Source organism: Pseudomonas sp. CROZ-RG-20F-R04-15 (assembly GCF_022662375.1).
Lineage (GTDB): Bacteria > Pseudomonadota > Gammaproteobacteria > Pseudomonadales > Pseudomonadaceae > Aquipseudomonas.
Map to the genome: position 1 here is coordinate 116,836 of NZ_JAKNQL010000004.1, position 24,555 is coordinate 141,390.

The window sequence follows — 24,555 nt, forward strand, 5'->3', positions numbered from 1 at the left end:
GTTAGCCAGACAAGTTTTTATCTGAACCATGCCTGTGCCAAATCGTCATCTAAAGTGACTACAGCGCGGGACTACATAAACGTCACGGAGAATCACACTATGAGCACCGAAAGTGCTTCGAGTCGGGGCCGTTTGCTACCGAGCCTGCTCGGCATTCTGCTTCTACTGATGGGCCTGGCCATGTTGGCCGGTGGGGTCAAGCTGAGCATGCTCGGCGGCTCGCTGTACTACCTGCTGGCCGGTATCGGCATTGCGCTGAGCGGCATCCTGTTGCTGATGCGTCGTCGCGCAGCGCTGGGCCTGTACGCCATCGTTCTGTTTGCCAGCACCGTTTGGGCGCTGTGGGAAGTCGGTCTGGACTGGTGGCAACTGGTGCCACGTCTGGCCCTGTGGTTTGTCCTCGGCTTCGTGATGCTGCTGCCGTGGTTCCGTCGTCCGCTGCTGCTTGACGGCCCGGCGCCGATGGGCACTCGCGGCCTGACCGTGGCCGTGGTGCTGGCCGGCCTCACCGCGCTGATCAGCCTGTTCACCCACCCGGGCGAAACCTTCGGCGAACTGGGTCGCGACACCGCCGACACCACCAGCACCGCACCAGCGATGCCCGATGGCGACTGGCAGGCCTATGGCCGCACCGAATTCGGTGACCGTTACTCGCCGCTGAAGCAGATCACCCCGGCCAACGTCGGCAAGCTGCAAGAAGCCTGGCGCATCCAGACCGGCGACCTGCCGACGGCGGATGACCCGGTTGAGCTGACCAACGAAAACACCCCGCTGAAAGCCAACGGCATGATCTACGCCTGCACCGCGCACAGCAAAGTGTTGGCCCTGGACCCGGACACCGGCAAAGAACTGTGGCGCTTCGACCCACAGATCAAGAGCCCGGTCGGCTTCAAAGGCTTCGCCCACATGACTTGCCGTGGCGTGTCGTACTACGACGAAGCCGCTTACGCCAAAACTGAAAACGCAGCCTCGGCGGTGATTTCCGAAGCTGGCAAAGCCGTTGCCCAGGCTTGCCCGCGTCGTCTGTACCTGCCAACCGCTGATGCCCGCCTGATCGCCCTGAACGCCGACACCGGCAAGATCTGCGAAGGCTTCGGCAAAAACGGTGTGGTTGACCTGACCCAAGGCATCGGCCCGTTCACCGCTGGCGGCTACTACTCCACCTCGCCGGCCGCGATTACTCGTGATCTGGTGATCATGGGCGGTCACGTTACCGACAACGAATCGACCAACGAGCCATCGGGCGTGATCCGCGCTTTCGATGTGCGCGACGGTCACCTCGTGTGGAACTGGGACAGCGACAAGCCAGACGCCACCGAGCCTTTGGCACCGGGCGAAACCTACAGCCGCAACTCGGCGAACATGTGGTCGCTGGCCAGTGTCGACGAAAAACTCGGCATGGTGTACCTGCCACTGGGCAACCAGACCCCAGACCAGTGGGGCGCAGATCGCACCCCGGGCGCCGAGAAATTCAGCGCCGGCGTCGTAGCCCTGGACCTGGCCACCGGTAAAGTGCGCTGGAACTACCAGTTCACCCACCACGACCTGTGGGACATGGACGTTGGCAGCCAGCCAACCCTGCTCGACATGAAAACCGCCGACGGCGTGAAACCTGCGCTGATCGCTCCGACCAAGCAGGGCAGCCTGTACGTCCTCGACCGTCGTGACGGCACGCCGATCATTCCGATCAAGGAAATCCCGGTACCGCAAGGCGCCGTCAAAGGCGACCACACCGCACCGACCCAGGCCCGTTCGGACCTCAACCTGCTGGCCCCGGAACTGACCGAAAAAGCCATGTGGGGCGCGAGCCCGTTCGACCAGATGCTGTGCCGCATCCAGTTCAAGGAACTGCGTTATGAAGGCCAGTACACCCCGCCGTCGGAACAGGGCAGCCTGATCTACCCGGGTAACGTCGGCGTGTTCAACTGGGGCGGCGTTTCGGTCGATCCGGTTCGTCAGATCCTGTTCACCAGCCCGAACTACATGGCCTTCGTGTCGAAAATGGTGCCACGCGAGCAAGTCGCCGCAGGCAGCAAACGCGAAAGCGAAACCGCGGGCGTGCAACCGAACACCGGCGCGCCATACGCGGTGATCATGCACCCGTTCATGTCGCCACTCGGCGTACCGTGCCAGGCCCCGGCCTGGGGCTACGTTGCCGGTATCGACCTGACCACCGGCAAAGTCGTGTGGAAACGCAAAAACGGCACCAGCCGCGACAGCTCGCCCATCCCGATCGGCTTCACCTTGGGCGTGCCTAGCATGGGCGGTTCGATGGTCACGGCCGGCGGCGTCGGCTTCCTCAGCGGCACCCTCGACCAGTACCTGCGCGCGTATGACGTGAACAGCGGTAAAGAGCTGTGGAAATCGCGTCTGCCAGCGGGTGGTCAAGCGACTCCGATGACCTACACCGGCAAGGACGGCAAGCAATACGTGCTGCTGGTTGTCGGCGGTCACGGTTCGCTGGGCACCAAAATGGGCGATTACATCATTGCCTACAAACTGCCGGAATAAGCTTTAACGGCGGTAAATGAAAGGCGATGCCCCGTGAGGGACATCGCCTTTTTTTGTGCACACTCATTTTGAATCCACCGGAGAACCCTGTGGGAGCGAGCTTGCTCGCGAAGGCGTCAGCACATTCAACATCTACGGTGCCTGACACACCGCTTTCGCGAGCAAGCTCGCTCCCACAGGTTGAAAAGTGTTTATCTGTGGGAAATGTGTTCGTCCTACAGACGTTGAAAGTGGCGCGGAGTTTTCCGACAAGTCGCGTCGGTTGTGCCTCGGAAATCGGCTGGATAGGCTCGGGGGGTCGCTGCAAATTCAGCGAACGGGCGTCGCGGCCCGATAACTGATGCATAATCGCCAACCTGACGGCACCTCGGTGCCCGTTGTTTGTGTCATGGCGGCTGTGCGCGGGATACCGTCCTTGGAGGTATGCCGATTTCTCAGTTATCGGTCCGCGAACCCGCGTACAGCTGCCACCTCAGATTGCGTCGCGGCAATGGAAGGCAGCTCCACTTTCACCAACTGAGTATTCATCATGAAAAAGCCAACACCCAATCCGCCAGAAACCGACGACACCTCGCCCTACGAATCCCCCGATTCGAAGAAATTCCACGAAGCCGCCGAACGCGCCCTCGACCACTACCTCAAACCCAACGCCTTAACCCTGCGCTTCCACAAACCCAGCACCATGTTCCAGGTCGCGCCGGAACAGGACAGCGAAAGCCTGCTGGTCCACGCTTGCGAATCCCTGGCACAAGCCAGCCTCATGACCAGCGACATCGCCGCCTACATCGACCTGCCGCAACGGCGAACGATTCTGGCGATACAGCAAATCATCATGCTTGCTGAACTGGCCGTGAATCGCGTGCTGGATAACCACGAAATATCCCAACCTCCCGCACACAACTAACCCCTGTGGGAGCGAGCCTGCTCGCGAAGGCGTCAGCCCATTCAGCAGTTGTGGTGAATGACCCTCCGCTATCGCGAGCAGGCTTGCTCCCACGGTTGAATTGAGCGCATTCAAATGGAAATGGTCGGCTGTCAGGCCGCCTTCGCGACCAGGCCCACCCCGCAGCGGGTCACCTCTCGTAACCTATATAACGCTTCTTAATAGGGCATGATCGCGAACAGGCATAAAAACCTGTCAGATGTGACAGTTAACGGTTTATGCCGTTTCTTCCAGACTTCCTTCTCCAACCCAGTCAGTCAAGGAAGCACCCCATGACAAATCCAAAAGCATCCCCAGCGGTCTTCGCAGTCGGTTCACTTACCATTGATGTGAAAGGCACCATTGGCGGTACATATTTAGACCTGACCAGCTATACGGCGACCGCCTCATCGGTGTCTTTCAATCCGTTAGGGGGTTACGACTTTTCCTTCCGGGAAAACGATGGCTTGTCGAGCAAACGAACCCTGTCCATCTCGCTTCGCGACCTGCTGATTCCATCCCCGCCTGGCTACTCTGAAAGTGTCGTTACAGAACGGGGCATCCTGATTTATGAATATGAAATGAAGTCCTCTTCAGCTATCGCGGTCACTCAACCAAACCCCAACCTATACCGATATGCCTTCAACGATTTCAAACTTTCCGGCAAGGCACGCCACACGGATGACACACGTGAACTCACCTGTAACGGGTTCTTTCTGCTGCAGGAACTGACGTGGCCTTTGTAACGATCTTGGTCGGGACCGAGGTCTGTTGTGAAAGTGTGCCAACCTGAATGTCAGCCCCAATGCAGACCGTGAAAAAAATCAAAAGCCCCTCACCCTAACCCTCTCCCGGAGGGAGAGGGGACTGATCGAGTTGTTTGATAGACGTACGCCGACTTGTGATACCGAGTCGAACTCAGATTCTGAAAACCAAAAATCGGCGCCCTCTCCCTCGCGAGAGGGCAGGGATGAGAAACAAACCCAACGCAAATCAAAAGCCGCCCCGCGCTCTTAACCACTCAAAAGGCCGAGTGCCAACTCGCCTGCTCTTGATCTGTGCTCCTCACCACTCAATAGGCCGAGTGCCAGCTCGCCTGCTCTTGATCTGTGCTCCTCACCACTCAATAGGCCGAGTGTCAGCTCGCCTGCTCTTGATCTGTGCTCCTCACCACTCAATAGGCCGAGTGTCAGCTCGCCTGCTCTTGATCTGTGCTCCTCACCACTCAATAGGCCGAGTGCCAGCTCGCCTGCTTTTGATCTTGATCTTGATCCACGGGCGACGTCGGAAGGCTGAGTGGAGGGATTGATCCGGGCGTGGGAGCGCAGCGACCGTTTGGCGCAGCCAAACACAGCGAGAGGAGGTGCAGCGAAGCAAACCGTAGGCGCTGCGCCCGGATCGATCCCGCAGCGAAGGAACCCCGAGCCCCAGCGAGCGGGCCGCACGCAGGAGCAAGCCTTTTTGGTTACTTTTTCGGCGTCTGGAAAAAGTGACCCGCCGTAAGGGCGGAACCCTAAGCCGCCATCACCGAAAAAACGGATATACACACCAACCCCCACCAACATGGTCGGCCCAAAGGCCGCCAAGCCCAAAGCGTGAACCCTGTCAAAACCCTGAACACACAAGCAGAAACATCCCCTCCCATTGAAACCACCCAAACCCTGCCCCATCTAAGACCCATACCCCATTGCGCAGGTGCCCCATGAGCGACCAGCAAGAATTCCCGGAAAACCCCGACGACTACAGCGAAGCCGAACACATCGAACACACCTCCAGCGGCAAAGGCCTCGCCCTGCCCGGCCAGAACCTGCCGGACAAGGTCTACATCATCCCGATCCACAACCGCCCGTTCTTCCCGGCCCAAGTCCTGCCGGTCATCGTCAACGAAGAACCCTGGGCCGAAACCCTCGAACTGGTCAGCAAATCCGAACACCACTCCCTGGCCCTGTTCTTCATGGACACGCCCCAGGAAGACCCGCGCCACTTCGACACCGGCGCCCTCCCCGAATACGGCACCCTGGTCAAAGTCCACCACGCCAGCCGCGAGAACGGCAAACTGCAATTCGTCGCCCAAGGCCTCAGCCGCGTGCGCATCAAAACCTGGCTGAAACACCACCGCCCACCGTACCTGGTCGAAGTCGAATACCCGCACCAGCCCACCGAGCCGACCGACGAGGTCAAGGCATACGGCATGGCGCTGATCAACGCGATCAAAGAACTGCTGCCGCTCAACCCGCTGTACAGCGAAGAACTGAAAAACTACCTCAACCGCTTCAGCCCCAACGATCCATCGCCGCTGACCGACTTCGCCGCCGCCCTGACCTCTGCTACCGGCCCCGAACTGCAAGGTGTGCTCGATTGCGTGCCGATGCTCAAGCGCATGGAAAAAGTCCTGCCGATGCTGCGCAAGGAAGTCGAAGTCGCGCGCCTGCAAAAAGAGATCTCGGCGGAAGTTAACCGCAAGATCGGCGAGCATCAGCGCGAGTTCTTCCTCAAGGAACAACTCAAGGTCATCCAGCAGGAACTCGGCCTGACCAAAGACGACCGCAGCGCCGACCTTGAACAGTTCGAACAGCGCCTCGAAGGCAAAGTCCTGCCGGCGCAGGTGCAGAAACGCCTCGAAGAAGAAATGAACAAACTGTCGATCCTCGAGACCGGCTCGCCGGAATACGCGGTGACTCGCAACTACCTCGACTGGGCGACCTCGGTGCCGTGGGGCGTCTACGGCGACGACAAACTCGACCTCAAGCACGCGCGCAAAGTCCTCGACAAACACCACGCTGGCCTCGATGACATCAAGGATCGCATCCTCGAATTCCTCGCTGTCGGTGCTTATAAAGGCGAAATCAGCGGTTCCATCGTGCTGCTGGTCGGCCCGCCGGGCGTGGGTAAAACCAGCGTCGGCAAATCCATCGCCGAATCCCTCGGCCGGCCGTTCTACCGTTTCAGCCTCGGCGGTATGCGCGACGAAGCCGAGATCAAGGGTCATCGCCGCACCTACATCGGCGCGCAGCCGGGCAAACTGGTGCAGGCGTTGAAAGATGTCGAAGTGATGAACCCGGTGATCATGCTCGACGAGATCGACAAAATGGGCCAAAGCTACCAGGGCGACCCGGCCTCGGCGCTGCTGGAAACCCTCGACCCGGAGCAGAACGTCGAATTCCTCGACCACTATCTGGATCTGCGCATGGACTTGTCGAAAGTCCTGTTCGTCTGCACCGCAAACACCCTCGATTCGATCCCCGGCCCGTTGCTCGACCGCATGGAAGTAATTCGCCTGTCGGGCTATATCACCGAAGAAAAAGTCGCCATCGCCAAGCGTCACCTGTGGCCGAAACTGCTGGAAAAGGCCGGCGTGTCCAAGGGCAGCCTGAGCATCAGCGACAGCGCGCTCAAAGCCTTGATCGACGGTTATGCCCGCGAAGCCGGCGTGCGCCAGCTGGAAAAGCAAATGGGCAAACTGGTGCGCAAAGCGGTGATGAAGCTGATCGACGATCCGAAAGCAGTGATCAAACTCGGGCCGAAAGACCTCGAAGCGTCACTGGGTCACCCGGTGTTCCGCAACGAGCAAGTGCTGTCCGGCACCGGCGTGATTACCGGCTTGGCCTGGACCAGCATGGGCGGCGCCACGTTGCCGATCGAAGCGACGCGGATTCACACGCTCAATCGCGGCTTCAAACTCACCGGGCAACTCGGTGATGTGATGAAGGAATCGGCGGAGATCGCCTACAGCTACGTCAGCTCGCACCTGAAACAGTTCGGCGGTGACGCCAAGTTCTTCGACGAAGCCTTTGTCCACTTGCATGTGCCGGAAGGCGCGACACCGAAGGACGGCCCGAGCGCCGGCGTGACCATGGCCAGCGCCCTGCTCTCGCTTGCGCGTAATCAGCCGCCGAAAAAAGGCGTGGCGATGACCGGCGAACTGACGCTGACCGGGCACGTGCTGCCGATTGGCGGCGTGCGCGAGAAGGTGATTGCGGCAAGAAGGCAGAAGATTTTCGAGCTGATTCTGCCGGAACCGAATCGGGGGAATTTTGAGGAACTTCCGGATTATTTGAAGGAAGGGATTACCGTGCATTTCGCGAAGAAATTTGCCGATGTGGCGAAGGTACTTTTCTGACCGGTAGCCCGTAGCCCCTCACCCCAGCCCTCTCCCCCAGGAGAGGGAGCCGACCGAGAGATATTGCAGAGTTACGCCGACCTGAAAGTCCGTCGCTGAATCCATAATCGACTCGGTCTTTCAGGTCGATGCATGACAGAAGACACCTCGGTCAGTCCCCTCTCCCTCTGGGAGAGGGCTAGGGTGAGGGCTTGGCATTGTCACACTTTGTCTCATCTTCAGTTATGCTCGCCGTTCGTCGTGAACGCCCGGAGCCGCTGACCTTATGTCCCCCACTCGCCTGTTTCTCCCCCTCGCCCTCTCGCTGCTGGCCGCGTGCGCCACGCAACCGAAACACAACGTGACCGTGGAAAAACAAAGCGAATGCCCCGTACGGCTCACCAACGGGCAAAACCTCATCATTATGCTGCCTAGCAACCCGACCACTGGTTATCGCTGGGCCATTCAGGATTCCGCTGGCGGCGTATTGCGCGCGCTCAGCCCCGAGGTCTACAGCAATCCGGAAGATGCCGGAGTCGTCGGCGCTGCGGGCCTGTCGACCTGGCGCTTCCAGGCCTTCGCCCCCGGCACCGGGCGTCTGCGCCTGACCTCGCAACAACCATGGGCGCCGGAAGTGTTGCCAGTGGAAACCTTTGACTGCGCCATTTCGGTGAACTGATCGTGGGCTGGCTGATTCTGGCGCTGATGGGCGCGGTGACGTTTCTCTACGGTGTCAGCACCCATGCAGCGTTACTGTGTCTGTTGGTCAAACCATTACCGGTGCTGGCGTTACTCGGCTGGCTCCACGATGCGCCGCCCAGCGACTATCGGCGCTGGATCAGTCTCGGGCTGATTTTCTCGTTGCTCGGTGATGTGTTGCTCGCTTGGCCGGGGGATTTGTTTGTATTCGGACTTGGCGCGTTTCTGGTCGCGCATCTGGCGTATCTGAAGGCTTATTTGAGTGACTGCAAGCGTCTGGCGATATTGCCGCTGGTGCTTGCTCTCGGTGTTGGCGCGGTGTTGCTGGGGATGCTCATTACCAGCGGACTCGGGCCGTTGCTAGTACCGGTGATTGTCTATGGCACGGCGATCAGTGCGATGCTCTGGCGCGCCCTCGCCCGCCTTGGCACCGATGTGCCCAAGCGCTCGGCGCTACTGGCGGCGGGTGGTGCGCTGGCGTTTGTGTTCTCGGACAGCGTGATCGGCATTGATCGCTTTGTATCGCCATTCCACGCCGCGCCGTACGTCATCATCCTCAGCTACTGGCTGGGCCAATGGGGTATCGCGGCTTCCGCTTTCTCCCAGACTAAACGGATCTGATCGTTCCCACGCTCCGCGTGGGAATGCATCCTGTGACGCTCTGCGTCATTTGCGCAGGGACGCGGAGCGTCCGGGGCGGCATTTCCAAGCAGAGCGTGGGAACGATCACCGGCAAAAAAACGCTTTATCAGACAACCCAAGCATCCCCGCGCCCTTTTGGCTAAAATGCCGGCCTTTTCCACCGACACCGCCGGAACCGCCGTGAGCAAAGAACCCGATCGTATTTTCGCCAAGCCCTTGGCCCAGGTACCCGACTTCGCCTTCAACGAAGACGTGGTGCGGGTGTTCCCGGACATGATCAAGCGCTCGGTGCCGGGTTACCCGACCATCGTCGAAAACCTCGGCGTGCTCGCCGCGCAGTTCGCCCAGCCGAACAGCGTGCTCTACGACCTCGGTTCTTCACTGGGCGCGGTGACTCAAGCGTTGCGCCGCCATGTGCGCACCGACGGTTGCCGGGTGATCGCTGTGGATAACTCGGCAGCGATGGTCGAACGTTGCCGCGAATACCTCAACGGTCAGGATTCGATGTTCCAGGAATTGCTGCCGGTGGAAGTGATCGAAGGCGACATCCTCGCCCTCGATTTCCTGCCTGCTTCGGTGGTGGCGCTGAACTTCACCCTGCAATTCATCGCCCCGGATCAGCGCACCGCGCTGCTCTCGCGCATTCGCCAATCGTTGCTGCCCGGCGGCGCGTTGATTCTGTCGGAGAAGCTGCGTTTCAACGATGCCGAAGAGCACGCGCTGCTGACCGATCTGCACGTCGCGTTCAAGCGCGCCAACGGCTACAGCGAACTGGAAATCGCCCAGAAGCGCAGCGCCATCGAAAACGTCATGAAGCCCGACAGCCTCGAAGAACACCGCGAACGCCTGCTGGCCGCCGGGTTCTCGAAAGTCGTGCCGTGGTTCCAGTGTCTTAACTTTGCCTCGCTGATTGCCTTGCCATGATTGATCTGTCCCCCCTCGCCCGCCGTCTGGCCGGTACACCGCTGGCCGATTGGGCCAACACCCTGCAGCGTCAACTCGACAAGAAAATGGAGAAAGGCCACGGCGATCTGGAGCGCTGGCAAAGTGCGCTGGACGCTTTGCCGAAGATCCAGCCGAGCGAAGTCGACCTGCTCAACGGCCTGAAACTCGACACCGATTGCGACGATGAAACCCGCGCGCAGATGCACACCGCATTGATGGGCCTGTCGCCGTGGCGCAAAGGTCCGTTCGATCTGTTTGGTGTGCACGTCGACACCGAATGGCGTTCGGACTGGAAGTGGTCACGGGTGGCGCCGCATCTGGATCTGAAGGGCAAACGCATCCTCGATGTCGGCTGCGGCAACGGTTACTACATGTGGCGGATGCTCGGTGCCGGCGCGAACAGCGTGATTGGCGTTGATCCAAACTGGCTGTTTTTCTGCCAGTTCCAGGCGGTGCAGCGTTATCTGTCCGAGCCGAATGCCTGGCACCTGCCGTTCCCGTTCGAGGACCTGCCGCCGAACCTGGAAGGTTTCGACACGGTGTTTTCGATGGGCGTGTTCTATCACCGTCGTTCGCCGATCGAACATTTGCTGGCGCTGAAGGATTGCCTGGTCAAGGGCGGTGAACTGGTGCTGGAAACGCTGGTGGTTGAAGGCGACAAGCATCAGGTGCTGGTGCCGGAAGATCGCTACGCGCAGATGCGCAACGTGTGGTTCCTGCCGTCGGTGCCGGCGCTGGAGTTGTGGCTGCGTCGCGCCGGGTTCACCGATATTCGTTGCGTGGATGTGAGCACGACAACGGTCGAAGAACAGCGCGGGACTGAGTGGATGAAGTACCAGTCGCTGAGTGATTTCCTTGATCCGGAAGATCACAGCAAAACAATTGAAGGATTGCCTGCACCGATGCGTGCGGTGATTGTCGCTAAAAAGTAAACCGACCACCCACCGCGGTGAGCCCACCCCTCACCCCAGCCCTCTCCCCAAGGAGAGGGAGCCGATCTTTGGGCTTTTCAAGATCTGGGCTCAACTCGATATCCTGGTCGCCAAATTTCTGCCAATCACCTCGGTCAGTCCCCTGTACCTCTGGGAGAGGGAGCTGATCGTTGGGCTTTTCTAAACTTGAGTTCGACTCGATAACTCAGGTCGGCGGACCTCGCCCATCCAACCCGGTCAGTCCCCTCTCCCTCCGGGAGAGGGTTAGGGTGAGGGGCTTTTGGCTCTTCGGGCGCGGAAAAACTCGGTCAGCACCGCCCCACATTCCTCCGCCAGCACCCCGCCTTCATACAACACCCGGTGATTCAAAAAGCCCTGGGTGAAAAACTGCCCTTGGCTCTGCACAATCCCCGCCTTCGGCTCCAGCGCGCCGTACACCACCCGTGCCACCCGCGAATGTACGATCAGCCCGGCGCACATGCTGCACGGTTCCAGCGTCACATACAGCGTGCTGCCCGGCAGTCGATAGTTATCCACCGTTTGAGCGGCCGCGCGGATAGCGACCATCTCCGCATGGGCGCTCGGGTCACTGGCGCTGATCGGGCAGTTGAAACCGCGCCCGATGATCTCGCCGTCCTGCACCAGCACTGCGCCCACCGGCACTTCACCCAGCGCGGCACCTTGCGCGGCGAGGTCCAGCGCTTCGCGCATGAAGTCGCGATCACGGCTGCGGTCGACGATCGCGGCAGGGCGAATCTGGCGCATCACTTCACCTCGATGGCGGCCATCAGGCCGGTTTCCATATGGTCGATCACGTGGCAGTGGAACATCCACACCCCCGGATTATCGGCCACCAGCGCCACTTGCGCGCGCTCATTCTTGCCCAGCAGATAAGTGTCGGTGAAGTACGGAATGATCTTGTGCCGGTTCGACGCGATCACCTTGAAACTCATGCCGTGCAGGTGGATCGGGTGCTGGTACTGAGTCATGTTCTTCAGTTCGAAGATGTAGCTCTGCCCCAGTTTCAGACTGGCAATCGGTCGGTCGGCACAGGTCTTGTCGGTGATGTCCCAGGCCTTGCCGTTGATTTGCCACAGGCTCGGCGGCTTGCCGTTGTCGACGTTGACCGACACCGAACCGACCCATTCGAAATTGAAGTTGAGTTTCTCGGCATTGGCCAGGTCTGGTTCCGCCACCGGGTTGGCGGGCAGAGCTTTCGGCCAGTCGGTCGGGGCATCGGCGTTGGCGACTGAACGCAGCGTGCCGAGACGCACCGGGCCGTTGCGCAGCGACAGTTCTTCGCCCGCCGCCGGCGCCTTGATTGCCAGGCAAATGCGCATGCCCGGGCCCAGCCAGTATTCCTTGCCCAATGGGCGCGGCTCGACCGGGTTGCCGTCCAGTGCATAGATCTGCGCTTCGACGCCGGGAATGTTGATGCGGTAAGTCAGCGTGTTGTCGAGGTTGAGCAAACGCACGCGAGTGATCTGCCCGGCCGGTAGATCGATGACCGGCAAGGGCACGCCGTTGATGGTCGACAAGCGCCCCGCCGTACCGCCACGCGCAGCTTCACGGGGAATGCTGAATTCGACGAAATTGCCTTCGTCATCGATGTGCCAGTTTTTCAGGCTCAGGGTCTTTTCGTACTTGAAACCGGTCGGCTCGCGCTCTTCGATGATCAGTGGCCCGACCAGCCCGCGCCCGAGTTCTTCGCTGCTGCTGACGTGCGGGTGATACCAGTAGCTGCCGGCATCCGGTACGCGGAACTTGTAATCGAAGTACTCGCCCGGCAGCACAGGGAGTTGCGAGACGTACGGCACGCCGTCCATTTCCAGCGGCAGACGAATGCCGTGCCAGTGAATGGTCGTCGCCACCGGCAGGTGGTTGATGAAGCGCACCCGCAGCCATTCACCCTGACGCACGCGCAACTCGGTGCCCGGCGCCGACGGCCCGAATGCCCAGGCCTCGGTCTTGTGCCCCGGCACCAGTTCGACGTCCAGCGGCGCGGCGATCAGTTCATAGTCGTGACCGGCCTCGGCGTCGGCCATTTTGCCAAGCCAATAACGCGACGCGCCCCCCGCTCCGACACCAACGACAACAAGACCGGCCAGGCCACCGAGGATTTGGCGACGGGTAAAGGACATGAACTCAACTACCTCACGTATCAGCGACAGGCCCTGAAGCCTGCAAAAGGCGAATACGATACACCTGCGGTTGAGAAACAGTAAGGGCGACCTGAGGCCGCACATCCCTTCAGACCTATGGTCGCAGCCCGGTAATCAGATGCACCACACCGCCATCCAAAGGCATGACGCCTGCAACACCGGCGGCACTCAACGCCTGTTGATCGATGTTCGACACATCACGCAAAACAACTCGCACCCGCGTCAACGCCAGCGGTTGCTGCGACTTCAGGTTATCCACACCGCCCAGCGCCGCGACGATGTCGGCGCTCAACCCGTCGGTCGGCTCGGCCGGTGCTGCGGGTGTATCCACCACCAGATCCGGGGTCAGAGCCTTCCAGAATGCCTTCTGCAATTGATCGAACATGTTCAGTTCTCCAGAACCCGTGAAGTATCGACGGTGGCCTCGTGAAACAGCTGCAACGCTTCGCGCACCTGTCCGGCGCTTTCCAGACCCAGCACCTGTTGCGCGATGATCTGACAATCCGCCAGCGCCAGCTCGCGCACCGTTGCCTTGACCGGTGCAATCATCGGCACGCTCACCGACAACTCATCCACACCCAACCCCAGCAACAGCGGCACCGCCAGACGCTCGGAAGCCATCGCCCCGCACACACCGACCCATTTGCCATGGGCGTGCGCGGCCTTCACGGTCATGGCGATCAAACGCAACACCGATGGATGAAAACTGTCCGCCTGACTGGCCAGACGCGGGTGATCGCGATCCATGGCCAAGGTGTATTGCGTCAGGTCATTGGTGCCGATCGAGAAAAAATCCACCAGCGGCGCAAACAGATCGGCCATCAGTGCTGCGGCCGGCACTTCGATCATGATTCCCAGCTTCGGCCGCTCAGTCAGCCCCAGCGCCAGCACTTCCTCGTCGAGCATCTGCCGCGCCTGACGCAGCTCCGAGAGTTGCGTGACCATCGGTAACATGATGTGCAAACGCGTCAGATCGCAGCAGCCGAGCATGGCGCGGAACTGCTCGCGCAATAACTGCGGGCGCTCCAGGCACAAACGAATGCCGCGCACGCCAAGGAACGGGTTGGTTTCGCTGTCCATGGGCACATAGGCCAGCGGTTTGTCGCCGCCGACATCGAGGGTGCGCACCACCAGATTGTGGGCAGGTCCGACGCTGCGAGCGATCGCACTGTAAGTGGCGACCTGTTCGTCATGGCTCGGTGCATGGTTGCGACCCAGATAGAGAAATTCCGAACGCAGCAGGCCGACGCCCGCGCTCCCCGAGGCCATGGCCTGCTCGGTTTCAGGCAAGGATGCGACGTTGGCCGACACCTCGACATGGTGGCCGTCACGGGTCCTAGCGGCGAGCGTTGCATTGGCCAGTTCATGCGCATGGCGTTGACGCTGCTGCGCGTGGCGAGCCTGCCATTGATTGATCGTCGCAGCGTCGGGACGCACCTGAAGTTCAGCTTTGTCAGCATCGAGCAAAACCTGAGTGCCATTGCTCAGTGCGAGCATTTGCACTGGCACTCCGCAGATCGACGGCAGGCCACAGGCGCGGGCGAGAATCGCCACGTGACTGGTCGCACCGCCGCCGACCGTGGCAAAGCCCAACACCTTGCTGGTATCGATCCGGGCAGTTTGCGACGGAGTCAGTTGATCGGCGATCAGAATGCTCCCTTGCGGCAGCTCCAGCGCCTGTTCGCCAATACCCAACAGCAGCTTGAGCACACGACGCCCGACATCGGTCAGATCCGCCGCCCGTTCGGCCAGTAACGCGCTGCCCAGTTGCCGAAACATCGCCGCCGTTTCGTCTGTGGCCGCGCGCCAGGCGAACGCCGCACTTTTGCCCGCGCTGATCAGTGCCTGAGCCTGATCGAGCAGACCCGGATCTTCGAGCAGTTCCTGATGCGCCTTGAAGATCTCGGCTTCGGCCTCGCCCGCGGCGGTGTCACGTAAATGCTGCAGGGCCAGATCCGCTTCGATCAGCGCATTGGCAAAGGCCTCGCGCTCGACGTCTGCTCCGCCGCCGAACTCGCTGACGTCGAAGACCGGTTCGCTGATCTGCACCACTTGGCCCAACGCCGAACCGGGTGAAGCGCAGACCCCACGCAGAAGTGTCAGCGTTTCAGTGGCGACCATTTCGGCAGGCGCTACCGCCGTCACCGCTTCGCCACAGCCCTCGGCCAGCAAGCGGGCCAGTGTATCGATTGCAGCGTCTGCATCTTCGCCGACCGCGCTGACCTGCACGTTGTCACCCAAAGCGGTCTGCAACGCCATGATTGCCACCAGGGATTTGGCGTTGGCCTGGGCCTGTTGCTTGTGCAGGCAGATGTTGGCGCTAAACCCCTTTGCTGCTTGCGCGAACACCGCCGCCGGACGCGCGTGCAGACCATTGGGGTTGGGCAGTTTCAACGTTTGCGAAAACACCACCTGCCCCTCTGTCGTGACTGGCGCCTGGCTGATGGCCTGCACTGCGCCGAGTTCAAGCAGCGGCTGGCCGCTTTCGACCCGTCCGCTCGGCGCGCTCAGCCAGGTAAACGGCTCACCACTAACGACCAACATCAGGGTCATCAGACTGCGCGCATGGCGGGCAATGTAATCGGCATCGAACTCGATCAGCGCCTGTCCGGCTGCAACCCGCTGCCCCTCTTCGACCAGAGAAGTGAAGCCTTGCCCGGCGAGGTTCACCGTATCGAGGCCAATATGCATCAACACCTGAACGCCATGGTCATCGGTGATGCTCACGGCATGGCCGCTTGCCTGCACGTTGCTGATGATCCCGGCCAGCGGTGCGCACAGGGTCGACGAGGTCGGATCGATGCACAGACCGTCACCGATCACGCGCCCGGAAAATACCGGATCGGGCACCTCGTCCAGCGCCATCAGGACACCGGACAAGGGCGCCAGCAGTTGCAATTGTTGGGGTGTGGCCATGACGTCACCTGCAGTTTTATGCTTTGAAGTGCCGATGGAGCGCGATGCTCCATCAGCATCGCTTATTTCCACCAGTATTCGACCTGCAATCCGACATTCGCACCGTGGCGGGCATTACCGAAGGCGCCGGTGTCGGACAACGCCGAACCTTTCGCCAGTTGGTTGGCCGCACGTTTGGCCGCCTCGTTCCAGGTGGCGTACGTGTAATACAAACGCACCTCGGGACGCGCCCAGAACTCCGGGCCCTTGGGCGACCAGGTCGGGGCAAAGGTGAACTTGCTCAGCTTGCGCGTGCCGCCCGGCGCTTCGACCTGATCGTGACCCAGTTCGCTCACCAGTTTGAAGTGTTCGCTGAGCGCATAGGCAGGCCGGACACCCAAGGAGATCCAGTTCTGGTCAGCACCGTCGGGACGAATGTCTTTCTGATACACCGCCGCGATTTGTCCGCCAAAACGCGGGGTCACCTGCCAGTCGAAAAACTCGACGATCCGGTAACTCTTGTTGCCATCGTCCAGTTTGACGTTGCCGGTATACCCCAGCCCGGTGCCCGGCCCCTCACCGTATTGCAGCGCCAGTTTGTTCTTGCCGCCGAGAAAATCCTTTTGCACATGTTGCGTGGTGATCGCCCAGCCCCGGTGGGCATCGCGGCTGTCGGGTTTGTCGATATAACTCAAGCCGAACTCCAGCTCACCGCCCGGGTTGGTCTTGAAACCCGCCACGTTGAAGTCGTGGCGATTGATGTAGTCCTTCTGGTACAGGTTGTCCTTGCGCGAAAAGGCGTAGCTGTATTTCAGATCGCCGATCAACACGTCTTCGACGCCGCCGCCCGTGGCGCTCTGGTTCCAGTAATAGAAGTCGGAGATGTGGATGTCATTGCGCTTGTAATAACGGCGCCCGGCCCACAGCGAACCGCCATTGAGCGCGGGCATCGCCGACCACTGTGCGTAGGCTTGCGGCAAGCGAATCGAACCATTGTCATCTTTGAATGTGGGGCTGCGGTCGTAGCGGTTATACAGCGAGGCCATGCCATCGACACTCAGTACCGAACCGTCGTCTAGGGTGTATAGATCCTGACGCAACTCCAGTTCACCGTACTGCTCGCATTCGTTACCCAAGCGGTATTTGGTTTGCGCACCGGGTAACTGGAAGCACGACTGACCGCTGCTGTTGACCGACGTACCGACACCGCTACGCAGGTAACCGCCGAACTCCAGCGCTTGTAAATTCGGCGGTAAGGCCAGGCAAAAACCTGCGACTGCAAGGCTGCGATTTATTGTTGTTTTCATAAGCCACCCCATTGTTTTTATTGTCTGGTTGCATGAATTCGGCGCGCAAAAAGCCCCCGCGCAGTGCTCTGCGTGTTTTTTTGAAAACTGGTTTTTTTAGTTAAATGTCAGGGATCGATCAGGTGCACGACGAATGACTCGTAAGGTCGCAACATCACAAGTCGCTTGCGCAACGGGCCGTCCGGATAATTGCTGATCAACTCTCGCTGGCTCATCGATTCACTGATGACCGTCGCCGGTAACTCCACTTCACAGGGTGTCCCGTAGAAGTTGTTCACCACCAACAGGCGCTCGGCATCACCTTCACGCACATACGCCCAGACTTGCGGATGTTCCGGCAGCAATTGTCGGTACAGCCCTTCGGTGATCAACGGCTCGTGGCGACGTAACGCGATCAGACGGCGGTAGTGATGCAACACCGACTCAGGGTCATCGAGCTGGTTTGCAACGTTGATCTGCGCGGCATTGGCCGGCACGCCGATCCACGGTTCGACGCTACTGAAACCGGCGTTCGGGCCGGCGTCCCAATGCATCGGTGTACGACCGTTATCGCGGGACTTCTGCATGATCGCCGCCATGTTGTCGGCGTCGCTGCTGCCGGCTTCGCGCTTGAGGCGAAAGATGTTCAGCGTCTCGACATCGCGATAATGCTCGATCGACTCGAACCCCGGATTGGTCATGCCCAATTCTTCGCCCTGATACACGAACGGCGTGCCCTGCAGAAAATGCAGTGCGATGCCGAGCATCTTCGCCGACAGTTCACGGTACTCGCCGTCATGGCCGAAGCGCGAAACCACTCGCGGTTGATCATGGTTACACCAGAACAGCGCGTTCCAGCCGCCACCGGCCTGCATGCCGGTCTGCCAGTCGGACAGAATCCCCTTGAGCTGAAGGAAATCGAAATCGGCGCGCACCCACTTCTGCAGGTTCGGATAATCAACTTTCAGATGATGAAAGTTGAACGTCATCGACAATTCTTTCGACTGCGGATTGGAATAACGAATGCAGTGTTCGAGGCTGGTCGAGGACATCTCGCCGACATTGATCAGCTCGTGCCCTTCGAAGACTTCGCGGTGCATCTGCTGCAAGTACGCGTGGACATTCGGCCCGTCGGTATAAAAGCGTCGGCCATCGCTGTTGTCTTCGGGAAAGTCTTCAGGCTTGGAGATCAGATTGATGACGTCCAGACGAAAACCGCCCACGCCCTTGTCTCGCCAGAACTGCATCATCCTGAACACTTCATCGCGCACCTTGGGGTTGTCCCAATTCAGGTCGGCCTGGGTGTGGTCGAACAGGTGCAGGTAATACTGGCCGGTCTGCGCTTCATATTCCCAGGCGGAACCGCCGAACTTGGATTCCCAGTTGTTCGGCTGATCACGCCAGATGTAGAAGTCACGGTAAGGATTGTCGAGGCTGCTGCGCGCCTGCTGGAACCATGCGTGTTCGATCGAGGTGTGATTGACCACGATGTCGAGCATCAGCTTGATCCCGCGCTTGCCCGCCTCGGCGATAAGCAATTCGCAGTCGGCCATGCTGCCGTAGCTCGGATCGATGGCGTAGTAATCGCTGATGTCATAGCCGTTATCGCGCTGTGGCGAACGCAGAAATGGCGTGATCCACAAACAGTCGACACCCAGCCAGTGCAGGTAATCAAGCTTGGCGACGATGCCGAGCAAATCCCCCGTCGGGTTGCCGGCGTGGCTATGAAAACTCTTCGGATAGACCTGGTAGATCACCGAACGCTGCCAGTCTTGCATGGCGCAACTCCTTCAATAATGTCAGGCAACCCGATAACCGGGCCGGACAATCTTCATGCTCAGTGCACAGGTCAGAACAAACGGCACGAGCATGGCAATCAGCATCCCGATGACGAACATCGGGATGTACTGCGGAATGATCGAGATGAATCCCGGCAGACCACCGACGCCGATGGCCGAGGCCTGAACCTTGTTCAACGAGAGGAACACGCAGCCCAGTGCCGAGCCGGTCAGCGCGGCGTAAAACGGAAACTTGTAGCGCAAATTGACGCCGAACATCGCCGGTTCCGTGATACCGAAATAAGCGGAAATCGCCGAGGTGGAAGCCATGCTCTTGTCCCGCGCATTGCGGGTCATCCAGAACACCGCCAACGCTGCACTGCCTTGGGCAAGGTTGGACATGACGATCATCGGCCAGATGAAGGTGCCGCCCTGGGTCGAGATCAATTGCAGGTCGACCGCGAGAAACATGTGGTGCATGCCGGTGATCACCAGCGGCGCATACAGCAGGCCGAAAATCGCGCCGCCCACCATCGGCGCCAGGTCAAACAGCATGACCAGCCCTTCGGTAATGAAGATGCCGATGTGGCGGGTCACCGGGCCGATCACCGCCAGCGCCAGCACGCCGGTGACGACGATCGTGGTGATCGGCACCACGAGTAATTGAATGGCGTTCGGCACGCGTGCGCGCAGCCATTTTTCGATGACACTCATCACGTAGGCCGCCAGCAGAATCGGCAGGATCTGCCCCTGGTAACCGACCTTTTCCACCTGAAACAGACCGAGAATGTCGAAGTACGGCAGTTGCTGCCCGTCCAGCCCGGCCACGGCCTTGCCGTAATTCCAGGCGTTGAGCAGATCCGGGTGCACCAGCATCAGACCGAGCACGATGCCGAGGATCTCGCTGCCGCCAAAACGTTTGGCCGCTGACCAGCCCACCAGCGCCGGCAGAAATACGAACGAGGTATTGGCCATCAGATTGATCAGGCTCCACAGCCCGTCGAGTTTCGGGTAGGCATCGAGCAGGGTCTGCCCTTCGATGAACATGCCTTTGGCACCGAGCAGATTGTTGATGCCCATGAGCAAGCCGGCAATGATCAGTGCTGGCAGGATCGGCATGAACACATCGGAAAACACCCGCACCAGACGCTGCATGGCGTTGATCTTTTCGGCGCTCTTCTGTTTGACGTCAGCGATGGTCGACGCGGCGAGACCGGTCTGCCGACGCAATTCGGCATAGACCTTTTCCACTTCGCCCGGGCCGATCACGACCTGATAGAGGCCGCCGGTGAAGAACGAGCCTTTGACCAGATCAATCTGATTGAGCGTGGCGCTGTCGACCAGACTCGGGTCCTTCAGGGCCAGTCGCAACCGCGTGACGCAATGGGCGGCCTGTTCGAGGTTGTCGCTGCCACCGAGGCTGAGCAGCAACTGCGCGGCGATGTTCGGATAGTCGTGGCTCATGCTTGTTCTTCCGCTGTGGATTGTTGTTATTGGCAGCACGCCGAAGCGAAAAATACTCGTCTGTACGAGTTAATGCAACAACTCGTACAGACGAGTTTGTTTATGGTTATTCCCGCCAGACCAAAGACGAATTTTCCTACTGGACCTTAAGGTGATTTCCATCGTCCACATGGACAAAGCCCTACCCTGGCCGTAAGGTTCGAAGCTTTGAGCACCGTCGGCACCGAGCCTCCCCATGAGCAAATACAACCAGATCTATAGCGATCTGCTGGCCAGCATCACGACCGAGCGCCTGGAGCGCGGCGCCCGCCTGCCTTCCGAAACCGAATTGATGGACAGCTATCAGGCCAGTCGCGGCACGGTGCGCAAGGCTATCGAACTGCTTCAGGAACGCGGTTTTGCGCAGAAAATCCATGGCAAAGGCACCTTCGTGCTTTCGACCAACCCGATCGAGTTTCAGCTCGGCGGCATCGTCAGTTTTCAGGAGACCTACCCGCGCCTGGGCAACGACGTCAGCACCGAGGTGGTCGAACTGAGCCAGATCCCGCTCGAAGGCGCCCTGCTCGAACACATCCATGCCGAGCCCGGCAGCCTGATCACGCGGATCAAACGCGTGCGGCGGATCGATGGCAAACGGGTCATCCTCGACATCAACCACTTTGTCAGCGACGTGATTCCCGGGCTGTCCCTCGACATTGCCGAGCAGTCGATCTACGCCCACATCGAACAGACCCTGCAGTTACAGATTGCCTACGCCCAGCGCACCATCGAAGCCGTACCGCGCAGCAAGGACGATCAACTGCACCTGGACCTCGACGGCCAGAGCCATGTGATCGTGGTCAGCAACCAGACCTTCCTCCAGGACGGTCGTCAGTTCGAGTACACCGAGTCGCGGCACACCCTGGACAAGTTCTACTTCTCCGACGTGGCACGACGCTGACCCCCGCACGTTTCGAACGACAATGTGCGGTACATATGTAGTGCACTCCCCTTGAGTGAACAGGCCATGCTCGGCCCTCATTTTCTCAAGGATGGAGAAAGCATGAACGCAGCCCAGCAACCTCCTCTGCCGAACCCGGCAGACAAAGCAGCTCTCAAGCGGATCGCCTTTACTGTCGTGCAAAACTGCCCCGGCTTGCAGGATGCCGCACGTGAAGCTGCGCGTGATCTGCTCGAAGCAAAAGGCTTGTCGAGCCTTGATCCGGATCAGGTGTATTTCCATCGTTTCAAAACGGCCCAGAGCAGCACCCGCTCGTTTACCGGGTGGGAGCACATCCGCGAAAAACCCTACGAATCAACGACGCTGACACAACTGGTGATTCATCGTTTTCGTGCCACCGACCAGGACAACGCCGATCTTCTCGATCTGTACGGCGGCTTCTATACCGAAGGCCCACAGGGCGATGATTTCGACGAAAAAAATGAAGTGCGCCTGCACGGCAATGAGGTCTTGAAAGCGTTCTGGAGCCTCGACTTCAGTGGTCATTACAGCGCCACTCTGACGGACTTCTGGAACAGCCACGCCGACGATTTCCGCACCTTGGCCAAGTGCAACTTCCTCAGCCGCGCGGTGCAGGCGCGGGACCTTGGGCAACTCAGCGGCAGTGACTTTCAATGGCTGCTGGACTCGGTAGTGGGGCCTGTCAGCTGGCCAGTAACCCTGAGCATGCTGCAAGCGAGTCACACGCCGACGGGGGATGTATACGCCTTCGACATTGACGGCCATGTCGCCACGCAGCTGCTGCGCATCGTCGATCCCGGTGGCCGACAGATCATCTATCTGCCCAGTGAAACCGAGGCGTTCGTGATCAGGGATACGGCGGCAGACCTGCATTGGTGGGTGCTTGAGCAAATGAACGATGCGAACCGCCGCGCGGCCTTCATGGAGCACTTTGCACTCGCCGACCGTCAGCAGATGACCGAGAACGTGACCGACCTGATGAATCGGCTGGTCGGCACCTGGGGCCGGGCCGACCATCACCTGATCAACCGCACAAACCTGCTGCTGACCGATGATGCATTCAGTTGGCTGCGTGACTCGACCCGCCAGGCGATGTTCGCAGAAGCCCAGTTGTCGCTGACATCGAATGGCGATCTGCGCAAAAAACTGTGGATCGGCTACCTGAGTGCGGGCCTCAAGGTGTTTGGGCCGATGGCCACTGTCGGCTGGCCGCTGGCGCTGCCGGTGATTGGTGCCACCCTCGCGAACATGGGCCTGAATATCGATCAGGCGCAAAACGGCAAAACCAGGGCCGAGCGCAAGGCCGGTGTACTGGGTGCGGTACTGAATGGCATCAATCTGCTGTTCAACCTTCCATTGCTCATCGGCACCGGGCCGATGCTGGAAGCGGGCGCTGAGGTCGATGCGGCCGAGGCCGCTGAAATGGCCGAGTACAGCGAATTCCTGAACTCCTCCGTCGAGGCTGAAAACCCGACGCAGATCATGGTGCCGGACGATGTCGACATTACCGTGCCGAACCTTGATGAAACGGTGCTGGTTCCAGCGCAAGAGGCTGCACCGCCACCGGTGCCTGAACGTTATCAGTGCAACGAATTGCTCGATGGCACCCCACTCGGCGAGGAGTCCGGTAAATACCAGGGTATTTACCGACTCGAGACTGATCCGCCCTATGCCATTCTGATGAACGACAATCCGTACTATGTGCGTTATTTCGCTGACTCGAATGGCGCTGGCGACTGGGCAATCGTTGATCCGCAAAGGCCCAACCAGCTTGTCCACTCCTTGCCGATTCGCCTCAATGGCGCCGGTGAATGGGAGCGGATGCCGACGCTGGGACTCAAGGGCGGCGGTCAATGCATGGGCAAGCAATGCGCCCCCGATATCGAGCTCGACACCTTTGAGCCCGCAACGCCCGAGACACCCGAGACGCCCATGCAATCCCTGGCAGATCCGCAACCGTCGACATCGCGACCGCCACGCGCTGTGCGCAGCGCCTACGATATCGATCCGACTGTGCGCCGCTCGATAAAGGGCTGGGCGCTGAACCTGGATGAAACCCATGCCCAAATGCAAAACGACGGTGCTGGCGGTCTTGGCATCGAGGACCCGTTCGAGCTGTATGCGGTCGGCAAACGCCAACTGCTGCAGCACTCAGCCATAAGCTTTTTCAAGAATCTACCGTGGATTACCCAGCCTGCGCGTCCGTCGATCCCCGGGATCAGTCGCCTGATGCCAATGACCGAGCTCATCGACGGTATTTTCGAAAATGCTTCCGGACTGGTGGTGGGAGCAACCCTCGACCGCATCGCCACTCTGCGTTTTCTGATTGAAACCATGCCGGCGCTGGCCCGCCATGCGAAAACTCTCTACATGCGTGGCCTGCTCAGTGACTTCGCTCAAGTGGAACTGAACCGCTACTTCACGAGCGGCGATATGTCTGCGGATTTGCAGACCTACTTGAGCAGCCTAGGCACGGACCCGGGCGGGCGTTTCAACCCGCTTGAACTGGTCAAGGTCGCCAGAAGCCACGGTGTTCGGCTTCAGGCCATCGACTGCGCGGCGAGCTACAAAATGAAGACACCGCTACCCTCCGTCGACGAGCAGATGATAGGCACCTACCTGACCAACGACATCATGACCGGGGATGCTTACCTCAACAGTCCGGAAAAATGGATCGTAGTAACGGATGCTCAAAACACCAACACCTTCAGAGGGCTGGCGGGCGTCAGTGAATTGAAGAGAGGCATCGGCCTGCGTATTGATGAAGTCGCAGTCGATGAAGAACTGGGTGTGGATGTCGATCCGGGCATTGAAATACCACGCGGCAGCTCTCCCGGCAGTGCCGCCAGACCAGGCAATCTGGATCTGCTTCGCGCCGACTTGCGCTTGAAAGTCCAGGCACCCGAGGTGAACTGGAATGAAGTGACGCTGGAAAACCTGCTGCATCGGCGCGGTATGTATCTGTTCAAGAAAACCGGCGACGCCTGCACCCTGATCCATCGCAGCAAGCAAGGCATGCTTCAGCGCACTGCGATCACTCGCTTGAGCGACGGCAGTTTCTCCCTCCACCGACCCGCCTGGCAGCGCGTGAACGACGTCGGATTTGCCAGCCTGCGAGAGATGTCCCAACGGCTGGTGGAGACAGGGCTGATCCTGCAAAGCCGAATTCCTGATTGAGCCCGGCCGGTAGTACCCATTGTTCTGCTGAAGCAGCTTGTAACCGTTGAGATATGCAGCGACCTGACAAAAAAGCGCAACG

17 protein-coding genes are annotated in these 24,555 nt (G+C 59.8%); 10 read left to right on the forward strand and 7 right to left on the reverse strand.

From position 1 onward, the window contains the following. Positions 1–99: 99 nt before the first annotated feature. The 8 genes from L8H52_RS08345 to cmoB all read left to right on the forward strand — a co-directional run bounded on the left by L8H52_RS08345 (position 100) and on the right by cmoB (position 10,750). Entirely contained in the window at positions 100–2,511 is a 2,412-nt protein-coding gene (locus L8H52_RS08345) for a glucose/quinate/shikimate family membrane-bound PQQ-dependent dehydrogenase (protein ID WP_242206723.1), read from the forward strand. Positions 2,512–3,040: 529 nt separating this feature from the next. Next, positions 3,041–3,415, forward strand: a complete 375-nt coding sequence (locus L8H52_RS08350; RefSeq protein WP_242206725.1) for a DUF6124 family protein — start codon at positions 3,041–3,043, stop codon at positions 3,413–3,415. 311 nt (positions 3,416–3,726) lie between these two features. After that, positions 3,727–4,179, forward strand: a complete 453-nt coding sequence (locus tag L8H52_RS08355) for a hypothetical protein (RefSeq protein ID WP_242206727.1) — start codon at positions 3,727–3,729, stop codon at positions 4,177–4,179. Between the two features lie 956 nt (positions 4,180–5,135). Continuing rightward, positions 5,136–7,553: an endopeptidase La gene (lon, locus tag L8H52_RS08360; protein WP_242206729.1), complete on the forward strand. Its 2,418-nt coding sequence runs from the start codon at positions 5,136–5,138 to the stop codon at positions 7,551–7,553. Between the two features lie 265 nt (positions 7,554–7,818). Further along, positions 7,819–8,211 carry a protease inhibitor I42 family protein gene (locus L8H52_RS08365; protein WP_007916811.1) on the forward strand — a complete coding sequence of 131 codons (393 nt, stop codon included), beginning with the start codon at positions 7,819–7,821 and terminating at the stop codon, positions 8,209–8,211. Between the two features lie 2 nt (positions 8,212–8,213). Then, complete coding sequence (locus L8H52_RS08370; RefSeq protein ID WP_242206732.1) at positions 8,214–8,852, forward strand: lysoplasmalogenase; 639 nt, start codon at positions 8,214–8,216, stop codon at positions 8,850–8,852. A 165-nt stretch (positions 8,853–9,017) separates the two neighbouring features. Then, positions 9,018–9,797, forward strand: coding sequence for a carboxy-S-adenosyl-L-methionine synthase CmoA (cmoA, locus tag L8H52_RS08375; protein ID WP_242206861.1), 780 nt, complete (start codon positions 9,018–9,020; stop codon positions 9,795–9,797). Beyond that, positions 9,794–10,750, forward strand: coding sequence for a tRNA 5-methoxyuridine(34)/uridine 5-oxyacetic acid(34) synthase CmoB (gene cmoB / locus L8H52_RS08380; protein ID WP_242206734.1), 957 nt, complete (start codon positions 9,794–9,796; stop codon positions 10,748–10,750). Before cmoA ends, cmoB begins: the two co-directional genes overlap by 4 nt. A 264-nt stretch (positions 10,751–11,014) precedes the next feature. Here the strand turns inward: cmoB and tadA are convergent, their stop codons facing one another. The 7 genes from tadA to treP form a co-directional block, all read right to left on the reverse strand. Then, positions 11,015–11,515 carry a tRNA adenosine(34) deaminase TadA gene (gene tadA, locus L8H52_RS08385; protein WP_242206736.1) on the reverse strand — a complete coding sequence of 167 codons (501 nt, stop codon included), beginning with the start codon at positions 11,513–11,515 and terminating at the stop codon, positions 11,015–11,017. Continuing rightward, a complete protein-coding gene (locus L8H52_RS08390) occupies positions 11,515–12,891 on the reverse strand; it encodes a multicopper oxidase family protein (RefSeq protein WP_242206738.1) in 1,377 nt (458 codons plus the stop codon). The genes tadA and L8H52_RS08390 overlap by 1 nt, the downstream gene beginning before the upstream one ends. 115 nt (positions 12,892–13,006) lie before the next feature. Further along, on the reverse strand, positions 13,007–13,297 hold the full coding sequence (locus tag L8H52_RS08395; RefSeq protein WP_242206740.1) for a PTS transporter subunit EIIB: 291 nt from the start codon (positions 13,295–13,297) through the stop codon (positions 13,007–13,009). A gap of 2 nt (positions 13,298–13,299) precedes the next feature. Beyond that, positions 13,300–15,828 carry a phosphoenolpyruvate--protein phosphotransferase gene (gene ptsP / locus L8H52_RS08400; protein WP_242206742.1) on the reverse strand — a complete coding sequence of 843 codons (2,529 nt, stop codon included), beginning with the start codon at positions 15,826–15,828 and terminating at the stop codon, positions 13,300–13,302. A 62-nt stretch (positions 15,829–15,890) separates the two neighbouring features. Next, positions 15,891–17,114: a carbohydrate porin gene (locus tag L8H52_RS08405; RefSeq protein WP_242206745.1), complete on the reverse strand. Its 1,224-nt coding sequence runs from the start codon at positions 17,112–17,114 to the stop codon at positions 15,891–15,893. Positions 17,115–17,221: 107 nt separating this feature from the next. Further along, on the reverse strand, positions 17,222–18,871 hold the full coding sequence (gene treC, locus L8H52_RS08410) for an alpha,alpha-phosphotrehalase (protein WP_242206746.1): 1,650 nt from the start codon (positions 18,869–18,871) through the stop codon (positions 17,222–17,224). A gap of 21 nt (positions 18,872–18,892) precedes the next feature. Beyond that, on the reverse strand, positions 18,893–20,335 hold the full coding sequence (treP, locus tag L8H52_RS08415; protein ID WP_242206747.1) for a PTS system trehalose-specific EIIBC component: 1,443 nt from the start codon (positions 20,333–20,335) through the stop codon (positions 18,893–18,895). A gap of 235 nt (positions 20,336–20,570) precedes the next feature. Between treP and treR the strand changes: the two genes are divergently transcribed. Both treR and L8H52_RS08425 read left to right on the forward strand, forming a co-directional pair. After that, positions 20,571–21,275 (forward strand): trehalose operon repressor, encoded by a 705-nt coding sequence (gene treR, locus L8H52_RS08420; protein WP_122844573.1) that lies wholly within the window; start codon positions 20,571–20,573, stop codon positions 21,273–21,275. A gap of 102 nt (positions 21,276–21,377) precedes the next feature. Continuing rightward, the gene (locus L8H52_RS08425; RefSeq protein WP_242206748.1) at positions 21,378–24,473 is read left to right on the forward strand and encodes a membrane-targeted effector domain-containing toxin; all 3,096 of its coding nucleotides are present in this window, start codon (positions 21,378–21,380) and stop codon (positions 24,471–24,473) included. Positions 24,474–24,555: the final 82 nt, after the last annotated feature.

Bases quoted from the DNA above. Each gene is read 5' to 3' on its own strand.
- tadA (WP_242206736.1), bottom strand. From the start codon at position 11,515: ATGCGCCAGATTCGCCCTGCCGCGATCGTCGACCGCAGCCGTGATCGC.
- treC (WP_242206746.1), bottom strand. From the start codon at position 18,871: ATGCAAGACTGGCAGCGTTCGGTGATCTACCAGGTCTATCCGAAGAGT.
- lon (WP_242206729.1), top strand. From the start codon at position 5,136: ATGAGCGACCAGCAAGAATTCCCGGAAAACCCCGACGACTACAGCGAA.
- ptsP (WP_242206742.1), bottom strand. From the start codon at position 15,828: ATGGCCACACCCCAACAATTGCAACTGCTGGCGCCCTTGTCCGGTGTC.
- L8H52_RS08365 (WP_007916811.1), top strand. From the start codon at position 7,819: ATGTCCCCCACTCGCCTGTTTCTCCCCCTCGCCCTCTCGCTGCTGGCC.
- L8H52_RS08345 (WP_242206723.1), top strand. From the start codon at position 100: ATGAGCACCGAAAGTGCTTCGAGTCGGGGCCGTTTGCTACCGAGCCTG.
- L8H52_RS08390 (WP_242206738.1), bottom strand. From the start codon at position 12,891: ATGTCCTTTACCCGTCGCCAAATCCTCGGTGGCCTGGCCGGTCTTGTT.
- L8H52_RS08395 (WP_242206740.1), bottom strand. From the start codon at position 13,297: ATGTTCGATCAATTGCAGAAGGCATTCTGGAAGGCTCTGACCCCGGAT.
- treR (WP_122844573.1), top strand. From the start codon at position 20,571: ATGAGCAAATACAACCAGATCTATAGCGATCTGCTGGCCAGCATCACG.
- L8H52_RS08350 (WP_242206725.1), top strand. From the start codon at position 3,041: ATGAAAAAGCCAACACCCAATCCGCCAGAAACCGACGACACCTCGCCC.
- cmoB (WP_242206734.1), top strand. From the start codon at position 9,794: ATGATTGATCTGTCCCCCCTCGCCCGCCGTCTGGCCGGTACACCGCTG.
- treP (WP_242206747.1), bottom strand. From the start codon at position 20,335: ATGAGCCACGACTATCCGAACATCGCCGCGCAGTTGCTGCTCAGCCTC.
- cmoA (WP_242206861.1), top strand. From the start codon at position 9,018: ATGCCGGCCTTTTCCACCGACACCGCCGGAACCGCCGTGAGCAAAGAA.
- L8H52_RS08425 (WP_242206748.1), top strand. From the start codon at position 21,378: ATGAACGCAGCCCAGCAACCTCCTCTGCCGAACCCGGCAGACAAAGCA.
- L8H52_RS08355 (WP_242206727.1), top strand. From the start codon at position 3,727: ATGACAAATCCAAAAGCATCCCCAGCGGTCTTCGCAGTCGGTTCACTT.
- L8H52_RS08405 (WP_242206745.1), bottom strand. From the start codon at position 17,114: ATGAAAACAACAATAAATCGCAGCCTTGCAGTCGCAGGTTTTTGCCTG.